The organism is Serratia sp. CY43202 (genome assembly GCF_052168755.1).
In the GTDB taxonomy this organism is placed as follows: Bacteria; Pseudomonadota; Gammaproteobacteria; order Enterobacterales; family Enterobacteriaceae; genus Serratia; species Serratia bockelmannii.
Genome location: NZ_JBJNMB010000006.1, coordinates 109734 through 123091, shown reverse-complemented (window position 1 = coordinate 123091; position 13358 = coordinate 109734). Strand labels below are relative to the sequence as shown.

The 13358-nt window shown below is 60.3% G+C and carries 9 protein-coding genes; 1 reads left to right on the top strand and 8 read right to left on the bottom strand.

The window, feature by feature from the left end; translation table 11 throughout:
- Positions 1 to 20: 20 nt before the first annotated feature.
- The 7 genes from ACJ8J5_RS13975 to ACJ8J5_RS13945 form a co-directional block, all read right to left on the bottom strand.
- Positions 21 to 1430, bottom strand: coding sequence for a glycoside hydrolase family 32 protein (locus ACJ8J5_RS13975; protein WP_414104558.1), 1410 nt, complete (start codon positions 1428 to 1430; stop codon positions 21 to 23).
- On the bottom strand, positions 1430 to 2800 hold the full coding sequence (locus tag ACJ8J5_RS13970) for a sucrose-specific PTS transporter subunit IIBC (protein WP_043142125.1): 1371 nt from the start codon (positions 2798 to 2800) through the stop codon (positions 1430 to 1432). The genes ACJ8J5_RS13975 and ACJ8J5_RS13970 overlap by 1 nt, the downstream gene beginning before the upstream one ends.
- Before the next feature lie 63 nt (positions 2801 to 2863).
- Positions 2864 to 4273: a carbohydrate porin gene (locus tag ACJ8J5_RS13965; protein ID WP_025304278.1), complete on the bottom strand. Its 1410-nt coding sequence runs from the start codon at positions 4271 to 4273 to the stop codon at positions 2864 to 2866.
- A 195-nt stretch (positions 4274 to 4468) separates the two neighbouring features.
- The gene (locus ACJ8J5_RS13960) at positions 4469 to 5395 is read right to left on the bottom strand and encodes an aminoimidazole riboside kinase (protein ID WP_147823216.1); all 927 of its coding nucleotides are present in this window, start codon (positions 5393 to 5395) and stop codon (positions 4469 to 4471) included.
- 177 nt (positions 5396 to 5572) lie between these two features.
- Positions 5573 to 7099 (bottom strand): p-aminobenzoyl-glutamate transporter, encoded by a 1527-nt coding sequence (abgT, locus tag ACJ8J5_RS13955; protein WP_414104534.1) that lies wholly within the window; start codon positions 7097 to 7099, stop codon positions 5573 to 5575.
- A 100-nt stretch (positions 7100 to 7199) separates the two neighbouring features.
- Positions 7200 to 8651: a M20 family metallopeptidase gene (locus tag ACJ8J5_RS13950; RefSeq protein WP_025304275.1), complete on the bottom strand. Its 1452-nt coding sequence runs from the start codon at positions 8649 to 8651 to the stop codon at positions 7200 to 7202.
- Positions 8648 to 9964, bottom strand: coding sequence for a M20 family metallo-hydrolase (locus ACJ8J5_RS13945; protein WP_025304274.1), 1317 nt, complete (start codon positions 9962 to 9964; stop codon positions 8648 to 8650). The genes ACJ8J5_RS13950 and ACJ8J5_RS13945 overlap by 4 nt, the downstream gene beginning before the upstream one ends.
- 272 nt (positions 9965 to 10236) lie before the next feature.
- Here ACJ8J5_RS13945 and ACJ8J5_RS13940 point away from each other — a divergent pair, with 272 nt between their 5' ends.
- On the top strand, positions 10237 to 11133 hold the full coding sequence (locus ACJ8J5_RS13940; RefSeq protein ID WP_025304273.1) for a LysR family transcriptional regulator: 897 nt from the start codon (positions 10237 to 10239) through the stop codon (positions 11131 to 11133).
- 28 nt (positions 11134 to 11161) lie between these two features.
- Here ACJ8J5_RS13940 and ACJ8J5_RS13935 read toward each other — a convergent pair whose 3' ends face one another.
- Positions 11162 to 13285, bottom strand: coding sequence for a TonB-dependent receptor family protein (locus ACJ8J5_RS13935; protein ID WP_414104533.1), 2124 nt, complete (start codon positions 13283 to 13285; stop codon positions 11162 to 11164).
- Positions 13286 to 13358: the final 73 nt, after the last annotated feature.

Sequence of the window (13358 nt, the reverse complement as noted above, 5' to 3'; positions counted from 1 at the left end):
TGAAGTCATCGGAGGATGCGTCATTCTAGCATGCATGGCGTCAGCGGCCAGTATTCCAACGCCAGCGGCGCGCTTCCGGACAGCCGCAGTTGCGGCTCGCTGGCCGGGAAGTAGCGCGCGCTCATCACCGCCTCGCCGCGGTTGATGAAGATCTCCACGCTGGAACGATCGAACAGCAACTGCAGATGCGTGACCGGGCCGCGCCAGTAACGGTGCTCCGGCTGGCCGTCGGCCAGGGAAGCGCGCGTCAGCTGCAGCCTTTCGCCGTTCCAGTTCAGCGTCATTGCCTCGCCAAACGCGGCGCTGAACGCGCCCTGCGGCGTCAGCTGCAGCTCCGCGGCGCCCAGCGCATAGGCGGGGGCGTCATCGGCGCGGCCTCGCCAGTCTTCTCGCTCGCCGCGCAGCTGTTGCAACTCGCGCGCCGGGCGCTGGTGGAGGCGGCCATGCCGCAGCGACAGCTCGCGTGGGCAGGTCATGGTGTGGATCCAGCCATAACGGCGCGTCGGATGGGCTTCTTCATCTTGCTCGGGCACGCCCATCCAGGCGAACAGCAGGCGGCGGCCATCTTCCGCCAGCGTCGTCTGCGGTGCATAGAACTCGAAGCCGGCGTCCAGCTCGCGAAATTGGCCGTGGCTGAAGGCCGGCTGCAGGTAATCCAGCTTGCCGAGCAGATAGCCGGCCTGATAACGGTTGAGATAGCGTTCCGGCTGCGGCGCCAGCCCCTGCGGGCAGCAGATCAACACGTCGGCGTCCTCCAGCGAGAACAGGTCTGGGCACTCCCACATGTAGCCGAATTCACCCAGGTCGTGCAGGCCGGAACCGGCGATTTCGCCCAGCGGTTGCCAGCCGCGCAGATCGCTGGAACGAAGCAGCAGCACCTTGCCGCGATCCTGCAAGTCACGCGCGCCGAGCACCATGTACCAGGTATCCTGATGACGCCACACTTTGGGATCGCGTACGTGCCCGCTGTAGCCGTCCGGCAGCGGCAGCACCGGCCCGAGCTTGCGGTATTCGCCCCGATCGCTTTCCTGAGCTAGACATTGATAGGCAGTGCGTGAGCCGTCGGGGAATTTCACATTGCCGGTGTAGATCAGCGTGATTTTATCTTCCGCCACCACCGCTGAGCCGGAATAACAGCCGTGGCTGTCGTAACAGGCACCTGGTGCCAGGGCGAGCGGCTGATGCGCCCAACGCAGCAAGTCGGTCGACTGCCAGTGTCCCCAGCACTTGTTGCGATGATCGCAGCCCAGCGGATTCCACTGATAGAACAGGTGATAAACGCCGTTGTGCTGGATGAAGCCGTTGGGATCGTTCAGCAGGCCAACGCTGGGCGCCAGATGCCAGGCCGGGCGGTGCGGATCGCGCAGCGCGCGTGGCTGGCCGTTCATGACAGCCTGCATCGCCTGTTTGATTAAGCTGAGTTCTTCCATCATTGCGCGTCCGTTTTATATTTCAACAGGAGGGAGAGTATGAAGGCGGTGCCAAACGCGATCGCCAGGCCGATGATATAGCTGACCAGCGAACTGGCCTGCACAATCGCCATGCCAGGGATCGCCGTCAGCCCGACCGCGTTCATGCCGACGTGATTGGCCACCACCCAGGCGCCGCCGAGCGCGCCGCCCGCCAGCGCTGCCAGGAAGGGTTTCACGAAGCGCAGGTTGATACCAAACAGCGCCGCCTCGGTGATGCCGAGCATGGCAGAAAAGGCGGAAGGCACCGCGATGGCTTTGATTTTGGCGTCGCGGGTTTTGAAATACACCGCCAGGCAGGCGCCGCCCTGAGCGATGTTGGCCATCGACCAGATCGGCAGCAGGAAGTTGACGCCGATAGTGGGGTTGCCGAGCAGCCCGGCCTCTACCGCGTGGAAACTGTGGTGAATACCGGTGATGACGATAGCGGAATAGAGGCCGCCGAACAGCAGCCCGGCGAACCACCCCGCATGGGCAATCAGCGTGCTGAGCACGAAGGAGATGCCGTCACCCAGCGCGCGGCCGGCGGGGCCGATAAACAGCAGGGCGACAAAGCCTGAGATGACCACCGTCAGGAACGGCGTCAGGATCAGATCGAGCGCGTTGGGGATCACCTTGCGCAGCCGTTTCTCCAACAGGCTCATGAACCACACCGTCAGCAGCACCGGGAACACGGTGCCCTGATAGCCGATCATGGCGATGTCCAGACCGAAGAAGTTCATAGTGTGGAACCCTCCCGCGACGCCCCAGGCGTTGGTCAGCGCCGGATGCGTCAAAATGCCGCCGAGCGTGGCGCCCAGGTAGGGATTGCCGCCGAATTCGCGTGCGGCGGTGAAGCCGATCAGAATCGGCAGGATAATGAACGCCGCCGAGCTGAACATATCCAGCATGATGAACAGCGCGCTGTTGGCATCGGCCCAGCCGTAGGTTTTCACCATGCCGAGCAACCCCATCAACAGGCCGGAAGCGACGATCGCCGGGATGATTGGCACGAAGATGTTCGACAGCAGGCGGGCGATGCGCTGCAGCGGGTTGAGCTTTTTCGCCGCGATATCGGCGGCTTCGGCCTTGCTGGATTCGCTGACGCCCGCCGCCTTGATGAATTCCGCATGCACCTTGTTGACCAGCCCGGTGCCGAAGATTACCTGGATTTGACCGGCGTTGCTGAAGCAGCCTTTGACGCCGTCCAGTTTGCCGATGGCCTCTTTGTCCACCTTGCTGTCGTCCACCAGCACCAGACGCAGGCGCGTGGCGCAGTGGGCGGCGCTGGCGATGTTCTCTTTACCGCCGAGCAGCGGCAACAGCGCGTTGGCGGTTGCGGTAATGTCCATGTTGTCCCCTTGCTAAATAAAAATGCCGCCGCGCAGTTTGCGACGCAGCGTCGTGAATCGATGTCAGAAGAAATACTTGAATCTGGCGCGCATGCCGTAACGTTGATCGTTGTCGCCGTTGGCGATCTTGTTGTCGGCGTTGGCTTCCAGCAGCGACACATAGGCGCCTAAATACAGATTGAAATTCTTCATATTCATAATGTTAGGTATCTGATACGACGCGTGAACGGTATGGATGTCGTAGTTGCCCGGTTCGCTGAGCGGGTTGTGGATATCGGCGGCGATCCCGGCGGTATTGAACTCTTTGATATTGTTATGGGCATAGATATAACCCAGTTCGAAGCGCCGCCACAGCACGTTCACGCCGGCGGTGAAGTCTTGCTCGCCTGAGGCATCCAGATAGGCGGTGCTCAGGTTGGCCACCACGCCGTTATCCGGGTTGGCGGCGCTGTTGTTCCAGCTCATCGTCATGCCGTAACCGTTGCGCTTGGACTGATCGACGAAGCGGCCCTGGCTGTCCTGATACCCGTAGGCGTTATTTACCACGTTGCTTTCCATTGCCGCCGCGATGCTGAAGGCGTCTTTTTTCCAGGCGATCACCGGGCGCAAATAGGCGACGTTTTTCTTATTGTCCAGGGCGTTGCCGTGATAGCGGCTGTCCTGGAACAGCGAAGTGCCGTCCTCCACCAGCGTGTTCAGCTCGAAATAGACATCACCGGCGTATTTGCTCAACATCAGGTTGCCGCCGCTGCTGCTGCGGCCGCGGCCTTCTTTCATCATGTAGATATAGCCGAAGCCGTCGGCGTACAGATCGTTGGCGGTATTGCCGGAGTATTGAATGAAAGTGTCCTGATTCAGCGGGAACATGTCGTAGGCTTCGAAGCGGCCGATTTTGGTTTGCCAGTTCTTTTCATTGCCGAAGAAGAAGGCGGCGTCATCCAGGTTCATTTTGCCGCTCATGTCTGCCAGCGGTTGCACGCTGAAGCCGGAGAAGTTGCCGTCCGGATTGCGGCGGTAGCCGTCCAGCCCGACCAGAATGCGGCCGTTGATATCCCAGCGTTCTTTGTTGCCAGGCTTCCAGTCTTTGTGGTCGCTGCCTTTCAGCGACGTCAGCTGGCCGCTGCGGCTGGCGCCGTCCAGATTGAACTCCACGTCGCCGTACAGTTTCAGATCATTGAATCCATTCAGTTTCAGTGCGCTGATCGGGGCAATTGGCGTTTGCGGCGCGGCGGTATGCTGCGCAATCTGCGCGGTTTGCCGTTCCGTGTTGGCGGTGCGCTGCTCCAGCTGTTGCGCCCGGCGTTCCGCCGCCGTCGCGCGGGTTTCAGCCTGTGCGGCGCGCCGTTCCGCCTGCGCCAGGCGCTGTTCCAGCGCGTTGAGGCGCGCCTCGATGCTGCCGCTGCCCGAGGCCGCTGCATTGGAAGCAGAGAGGAAAAGCCCTGTTGTTATCGCCAAATAGCTGAGTTTTTTCATCATCGTCTATCATCCGGGTAAGGGTTGTTATTATTTTTTGCTAAATTGCTAAACCGGTTTTTCAAGGCGAAAGATAACGATCAAGAAGCGGGCTGGCAATCAAGTTTGCTAACCCGATTCAGCTATTGTGATCGAGTGCGCAAATCGTGGGGGTAAAAGACCACGGCGCCCAGGGGATCGCCGTGGATGCAGGGATCAGCGCAGAAAAGCGGTGAGCTCTTCGGCGCGGGGCAGGGCGGTCATGGCGCCTTTGGCGGTGGTGGCCAGTGCGCCGCAGGCCTGAGCCTGGGCGATAACCGCCGGCCACTGCGTTTCCTGCGGCAATTCGTGAAGGCGTGCCAGCGCCGCTAACAGACCGGCGACAAACGCGTCGCCGGCGCCGGTGGTATCGACCGGCACGATCGACGGCGCGCGGAAATGGCGCAGGCGATGCCCATCGTGTACGCAGACGCCGTCGCCGCCCAGCGTCACCAGCAGCAGGCGTGTCGGGTAGGTTTGCATCATCCAGCGGATGCCGTTCTCTACATCGTCAAGGTGGCTGATGAAAGCCAGCTCTTCGCGCGACAGTTTCACCACGTCCGCCAGCAACAGCGCCTTTTGCAGGCAGGGGCGCAGCGCTTCCGGCTGGCGCCAGACCTCTTCGCGGATGTTGGGATCGAAACTGACCTGGCCACCGGCCGCCCGAATGCGTTCCATCGCCGCAAAGGCCGCGCTGCGGCTGGGTTCTTGTGAAAGCGCGATGGAGCAGAGGTGCAGCCATTCGCCCCGTTGGAAAGCCGGCAGATCGTCGGGCTGCAAAAACAGATCGGCGCTGGGCTGCACCATAAACGTGAATGAGCGCTCACCCTGCAGATCGAGATCCACCACCACCGTGGAAGTGTGGTGGTCGGGATCCGGTCTCATATGACCGATATCCACCCCTTCATCGCTCAGTACCTGCTGCAGAAAGGCGCCGAAGCCGTCTTGCCCCACACGCCCGATAAAAGCGCTGTCGCCACCGAGCCGGGCGATACCCACCGCCACATTCGCCGGCGCGCCGCCGGGGCATTTGAGATAACCGTTGGCATTTTCCGGCACCAGGTCGATCACGGCGTCGCCCAGTACCCATACGCGATTCATCATGCTTAATCCCTATTTTTGTCGTTGTCAGATGGTTAGCTAAAATAGAAGAACCGATTTAGCAAGGCAATGAAATAATCCTCAGAGCCGCTTGGGCAGTGAGGAAGATCAATCTTTCTACTGGGCTTGGGGGGAGGGAATCTGCCCCGCGAACCAGCGCGGGGCGAGATAGCAGAGCGTTTAGCCCAGCTTCGGATAGACGCCGGGACCGATTGGCAAGCCTAGCGCATACCAGACCAGCAGCAGCAAAATCCACACGCTGAAGAACACCAAAGGATAGGGCAGGATCAGCACGTAATAGGTGCCGAGCTGCGCGTCTTTGCGGTAGCGCTGCAGGAAGCCGAGGAACAGCGGCAGGAACGGCGACATCGGCGCCAGCGGCAGCACCGCAGAGTCGGCGATGCGAAAGATCATCTGGGCGAACGCCGGGTGGAAACCGAGCAGCATAAACATCGGCACGAAGATCGGCGCTAAAATTGACCAGATCGCCGAGCCGCTGGCGATGAACATGCACAGGAAGGCGGAGAGGAACATCAGGCCGAGAAATGCCGGTGCGCCACTCATGCCGGCGGCTTCCAGCATATCGGTCAGGCCGACGGCCATAAACTTGCCCATGTTGCTCCAGTTAAAGAACGCCACGAACTGCGACAGCGGAAATACCATCACGATAAAACCCGCCATGCTTTTCATCGGATCGAGCAAGTGATGGGGAATATCGTCCGGCCGACGGATCTGTTTGGTGACTACGCCATAGGTAATGGCGACGGTGAAGAAAAACAGGATGATGATCGGCACGATACCCTTGATGAACGGGGAAGGGATCACCGAACCGGTGTTTGGGTCACGCAGCGGCGCGGCCTCCGGCACCACCAGAGCGGCGATGATGGCGATAAACACCAGCGCGGCGATACCGCTCATCATCAGCCCCCGGTTTTGCAGCGGGGTCAGCGCTGCGATTTTGCCTTCGGCGCTGCCTTGCCACTTCGGCAGACGGGGCTCGATAAATTTGTCGGTGAGCAGCGCGCCTGCGATGGTCAGCACGACCACTGAGGTGGCCATAAAGTACCAGTTGTCGATCACGCTGACGTGAACCGCGCCATCCACCGCTTTGGTGGCTTCGGTACTGATACCGGAAAGCAATACGTCGGTGGTGACGATCAACAGGTTGGCGGTAAAGCCGGAGGCGACGCCGGCGATCGCCGCCAGCAGTCCGGCTATTGGGTGGCGGCCCACCGCCACGAACATCAGTGCGCCAAGGGGCGGCATCACCACCAGCGCGGCGTCCGACGATATATGACTGAAGAAGGCGATAAACAGCACCATATAACTGGCGTAGCGGGCGCTGACGCGCGAGGCCATTTTGTACATCAGCGCCTGCAGCAGGCCGACCTTTTCCGCCAGGCCGGCGCCTATCACCAGCGCCAAAATAGCCCCCAGCGGCGCAAAGCTGCTGAAGTTATGGATGATGTTGGGAAATATCCACTGCATGCCCGCCACGCTCATCAGATTATTCACCTTGATGAGCTCGCCGGTGGCCGGATTTTTCACCGCCACGTCGAGCCAGGAAAATAGCGCGGTGGCCAGCATAAGCACCAGGATCAAATAGACGAACAGTAAAAACGGATTAGGGATCTTATTGCCGATGCGTTCCACCCAGTAAAAAACGCGTCCGGGGCTTTTATTGATTGGCGTTGTGGCCTCACTCATGATTTTACCCTCTGTGTTTGCTCTGTTGTGTGATTGTTATTATTTGATTTATTTATAATTATGCTTAGTGGCCCGGTGAACCGGGCCCTGTCTGTTCATGCTATTTCAATGGGGAGGGTTTTACCCCCTGTGGGATAGGGCATCGATACGGCTGTTCGGCGCGTTGGTGCTCAAACTCGCTGCGGCAGCTCGCCAGCAGGGCGCTGTCGCTCAGCAGATCGATGGCGGTCGCCGCCATCACCTTGCCGGCCAGGCACATGCCCTTATGGGCGATAGCGGTGCGGCCCTGCGCCACCAGTTGCCAGGTGTGCAGAGGAGTGCCGAGTGCGAAACAGGGGCTAAAGCATTGGGCGGTTGGCGCCACCCAGCTCACGTCGCCAACGTCGGTAGAACCGTACAGCAGGTCGTCGGACTCCACATAAGGAGCGACCTCGTCCATCAGCACCTTATCTCCCAGCAGTTGTACCCACTCGCGCCCGGCTGCGCCACCGGTGCGGGCTATGTTGAGTTTGGCGTTGCGCAGATCGTCGCGGCTCAGCGTCTGGCGGATTTCCTCGGCGAAGCGGCGTTCGGCGTCGCTGTACTCGGGCAGACCGAAATCACACAGGTTTTGATACATCGCGCGTTCAAGACTGCGGTTCGGCACATAGTTGGAGCAGGCCTTGTCGAAGCGCACGTCCATCTGAGTGTCAGTCATCAGCGCTGCGCCCTTGGCGATGTTAATCACCCGTTGGTAAATGTCCTGCGCCTGGTCGAGCTGCGGCGCGCGGATCAGGTACAACACCTCGGCGTCGGCCTGCACCACGTTGGGGGAGCTGCCGCCGGTGTGGGTGACCGCGTAGTGCAGCCGCGCTTCCTGCACGATATGTTCGCGCAGGAAGTTGGCGCCGGTATTCATCAGCGTCACCGCGTCCAGCGCGCTGCGCCCCAGGTGTGGCGAGTTGGCGGCATGGGCGGCGACGCCCTTAAAGTGAAACGCCGCCTGAATGTTGGCCAGCGTGCTGGTGTTGAACATGCCGCTGAAGCCTTCCGGGTGCCAGGTGAGGGCGGCGTCGACGTCGTCGAACAGGCCTTCGCGCACCATAAAGGTTTTGCCGGAGCCGCCTTCTTCGCCTGGGCAACCGTAGAAGCGCAGGGTGCCGGTCAGCCGGTTCTGCTGCATCCACGCCTTGGCAGCGAAGGCGCCCGCCAGCGCGGCGGTGCCCAGCAGGTTGTGGCCGCAGCCATGGCCGTTGCCGTTTTCCACCAGCGGCTGCGGCGTGGCGCAACCGGACCGCTGGCTCAGCCCGGCCAGCGCGTCGTACTCGCCCAGCAGCGCGATAACAGGGTGGCCGCTGCCGTAGCTGGCGATAAACGCCGTCTCGATGTCGCCCACACCGCGTTCGACCGAGAAGCCTTCCTGTTCCAGCGCATCGGCCAGCAACGTGGCGGAATAGGTCTCGTTGAAGCGCGTTTCCGGGTGATCCCAAATCGCGTCGCTCAGCGTGCTGAAGCGGGGTTGACGTTGGTCAATGTAGTCGTCGATAAATGCCTGCAGTTCTGAGTTGCTCATGCTCCGCTCCCGAATGTCGGCAGGTTCAGCGCCAGCGACGCCAGCGTTTTCACCGCCACCGCCATCACCTGTTCGTTGAAGTCGAATTTCTCGTTATGGTGCCCGGCGCTCAGCTCGGTGCCGAAAATGACGTATGAGGCCTGGCCGCCGCGGGATTTCACCCGTTCCATCATGTAGGTGGCGTCTTCTGAACCCGCCGCCTGTTCGCGGCGATCGACCACCGAGGTCAGCTCGGTTATCTGCTGCGCCTGGCGGCGGATATAATCCACCCACGGTTGGGTCGGTTTGCTGCTCTGCGCCGCGCCCATCAGCGCGATGTCGCAGGCGACGCCGTGCATTTTGGCGGCGCCTTCGATGGCGTTCAGGGCCTGCTGATAGACGAACGTATTGATCTCATTGGTGGCGCCGCGCGTCTCCACCTTCATAAACGCCCGATCGGCGATCACGTTGCGGCCGGTGCCGGCCTGCAGCACGCCGACATTGATGCGTGAGCTGCCTTCGCTGTGGCGCGGGATGGCGTAAAGCCCTAGCGCAGCCTGCGCCGCCGCCAGCAGTGCGTTGCGACCGTCTTCCGGCTTGGCGCCGGCGTGGGAGGCGACGCCGCGGAAGGTAACGTCCAGCTTGCTGGTGGCCATAAAGCTGTCGCTGCCACATACCAGCTCACCGGCCGGCACGCCGGTGCCGATATGCACCGCGGTGAAGAAATCGACGTCGTCCACCACGCCGGCCTCCACCATCGATTTTGCGCCGCGTGTGCCTTCCTCCGCCGGCTGGAAGATCAGTTTGACGGTGCCGCTAAGCTGGGACTCCAGGCTTTTGAACACGTGCGCCAGCCCCAGGCCGATGGTGGTATGGCCGTCATGACCGCATGCATGCATCATGCCGCTGTTGCAAGAGGCGAAGCCTTCACGGAACGGCAGGTGTTCGGGTTCCAGCAATTCGTTGAGATCGAGGGCGTCCATATCCACGCGGTAGGCGATAGTCGGGCCGGGGCGGCCGGTATCGAGCGTTGCGACGATGCCGGCGAAGCCGCCGGAAAAATGCGGCAACCATTTTTCCAACGCGCCCTGATTGCGGGCGCGCAGTTCCTGCGCCTCCAGCTCATCGGACGAGGGCAGTCCCATGCGCGCCTCGGCCTTGATGACCTCGCGGCCTAGCTGCAGGCGGTAACCCAGCCGATCGAGTTCTTCCGCCACCAGGGTGGCGGTGCGGAACTCAAACCAGCCGGATTCGGCATAGCGGTGGAAGTCGCGGCGCCAGGCCTGCAATTGCGGGTACAGATCGGCCACCAACATCGAAAGCGAATTAGTCATAGTGATATCTCATAAGTTATCGCGCGCTGGATTGCTCCAGGCAGCAGTTATGCTCTGAACTGAAATCAGACGGTGATGCTCTTGCAAATAAAAAGGTGTATTTGGTTACTAACTGCCGTGAATGGCGCTTATTGGCGCAGAAAATGCGCTTAATTAAGCGAAATAAGAATTTGGTTATTTATTATGTTTTTTCCGAATGTACACAATGGAATCTGGCTAAATAAGATGCCAATATCTTGCTATTGATAAATAACGGTTATCGCCTTTCGCCTATGCCAGCCTCGATAAAATTGCACCAATTACGTGCATTTGTGGACGTTAGCCGCCAGGGCAGCATCCGCGCCGCTAGCCGTACCTCACGCCTTTCCCAGCCTGCACTGACCAAAGCCATTCAGGAGCTGGAAGAGGTGCTGGGCGCCAAGTTGTTTATTCGCCGTAGCCAGGGTGTGGTATTGACCGACTGTGGCGATAACTTTTTCCAGCATGCCAGCCTGATCCTTGAGGAGCTGCGGGTGGCGCAGGAAGATATCCAGCAGCGGCTGGGGTTGGCGGGCGGCACGGTGAATATCGGCGTTGGTGGCAGCATTGCGCGTACTGTGATGCCGCAGGTGGTCACTCAGTTTCATCGTGAGTATCCCAACGTGAAGGTGCGCATCGTCGAGGGGCAGCTGGTGTCGATGATCCCTGAACTGCGTCAGGGCGAGCTGGATTTTACCGTCAATACCTATTACCCCAGCAGCCTCGACAACGAGTTGCAGTACGAACGGCTGATGGAAAAAGAGTATCGGGTGGTGGTGCGCAAAGGGCATCCGATGGAGGGGGCAACCTCGCTGAAACAGCTGCAGCACTGCGACTGGACCATGCCGACGCCGAAAGGCAGTTATTACCGGCTATTGCACGATCTGTTCGGGGACTTGGGCATGGCGCCGTCGATCAGCGTAACCTGTGAGACCTTTATGGCCTGTACCAGCCTGGTGGCGCAGAGCGATTTTGTTAGCATTCTGTCGGTGGACGTGATTTCGGATCCGATTCTGGGCAAGCATTTGGTGCCGCTTGAGCTGGAAGAGAGTCTGCCGAAAGCGACGTTTTATCTTATCCAACGCAAGGACACCACCCTGACGCCGATGGGCGCGCACTTGGCGCGCCTGTTTCGTCTTTATTGTCGGTGATACCGAGGCCCCATCGGGGGCCTGGGTATCAGAAGGCGATCGACCCCTGCACGAAGAAGGTGCGTGGTTCGCCGACGTACTTGCCGAAGTTATTGTCGTTGGAGCGGGTAAAGTAGCGCTGATCGAACAGGTTTTTTACCCCGGCGCCCAGCGTCAGGTTCGACAGCTGCGGCCCGAAATTATATTCCCCGCGCATATTCCACACCATGTAACCGGCGATGTTGCCGAACTGACCATCGGCACTTTCCTGCGTGACGTACTCCGGCCCGGTGCCCGGCGAATGCTGTTTGGACTGCGCGTAACCGTCCAGATTCCATACCCAGCTGCCGGTGGCGTAACGCGTACCGACGGTATACACCTGGCGCGAGTAGAACGGCAGGTCTTTACCGGCGAAGTCGCCCTTGTCGGTGCTGGCCTTAGTATAGGTATAGCTGGTGTAGACGCTGGCGCCGTCGAGCGCGCGGTTCAGCTCGCTGAGATCGTAGCTGAGCGCCAGCTCGATGCCTTTGTGCTTGGTGGCGCCCATGTTGGTCCAGCCCACGTCGTTGCTGATGTACTGCAGCTGGTTATCGAAGTCGATGTAGAACAGCGTGGCCTCGGCCTTGACCACGGTGTCGTCGTAGCGGGTGCCGAACTCATAGGTGTGCGCTTTTTCCGCCGTCAGCCCCGGCGCCGGCTGGTTGCCGTTGCCGCCTTTGGTCAACTGGAAATACTGCATGCTGCCGAACGAAGTGTTGGCGTTGGCGAACAGTTTCCAGGCGTCGGACAGGTGGTACATCACGTTCAATGACGGCAGCGGCTCGCTGTAGCTTTTCTCGCGGCTGATGTTGTTGAACGAATCGTCCACGTGGGTGCGAATGCTTTCATAACGCAAGCCCGGCGTGACCGTCCAGTTGCCGACGTTGATGGTGTCGTCGATATAGAACGCGTTGGCAGCGGTGCCGCCGGAGGTGTGTTGGTAATAGTCCGGGGTATCCGGCGTCGAGCCGATATTCGCCGGATTATACCAGGCGGAACGCGACGCCTTTTCGTCCATGGTTTCATTCAGATAGCGGTAACCGAGGGTGATCTCGTGCGCCATATCCCAGAAGCGAAACAGCTGCGAATAGCTTGGCTCGATCGCCCAGGTCGAATAATGGCGAGGGTAGGACACCATGCGCCGCTGGCCCGCGTTTTTGCCGGTGCCTTCCGATTCGATGTTGCTGCCGCGGTAGCTGTCGGTGAAGTAGGTCAACACTTCGAACTGCTTGTCGTCTTCCTGATGTTTGTATTTGAACGACATATCCTTGCGGCGGCCTTCGAACTGATCCCACGGCCGCGTGGACTGGAACGGGTTCTGCGCGTATTGCGCGCTGCTCAGCCCGCCCGGCATGCCGGCTTTGGCGTCGTAGTAGTGGAAATTGGCCAGCAGTTCGTCGCGATCGGTGAACGCATAACGCGTTTTCAGCATGAAATCGTCGATGTCGGTGTTGTCGTTGTTGTCGCGGTAGCCCTGGCCGTGCAGGCCGGAATAGAGCAGCTCGGCGCCGAGGCCGTTGTCTGCGGTGCCGCCCACGGAGGCGCTGGTCAGGGTCTTCAGGCCGCCGTGGCTGGCGCCCTGGGTTTGTACGCTGGCGGTGCCGCCAAACGTTTTGGGAATGTCGCGGGTAACGAAGTTGATCACGCCGCCGACGTTTTGCGGCCCGTAGCGCACCGCACCGCCGCCGCGCACCACGTCCACCGATTGCAGGTTACCGATCGATAGCGGCGCCATCGACAGCTGCGGCTGGCCGTAAGGCGCAACCGCCAGCGGGACGCCATCCATCAGAATGGTGGAGCGCGGAGAAAGACGCGATGTCAGGCCGCGCACGCCGACGTTGAGCGAAATGTCGCTGCCGCCGGTGCCGTTGCTGTCGCGCACCTGCACGCCGGGCACACCGCGCAGGCTGTCGGCGATGGTTTGGTCGCCTTGCTCATGCATCTGCTGCTGGGTGACGATGGAACGCGCGCCCGGATGGTTGAGCAGCACCGAACTGGTATCAGGGTTGTCCAGCCAGTTGCCGACGACGGTCACGGTGTCGGTATCGTTCTGAGATGAGTTATCAGTAGCAAGGACAGGGAATGCGATGGCGATGGAAGCCGTCAGCAGGGAAAGCCGAAAAAGAGGTGACATAATAATGCCTTAAGAGTTTCAGACCCGGATGTGTTTTTTTAGAAAAGACAATCTTAATGATAATTATTGGCAA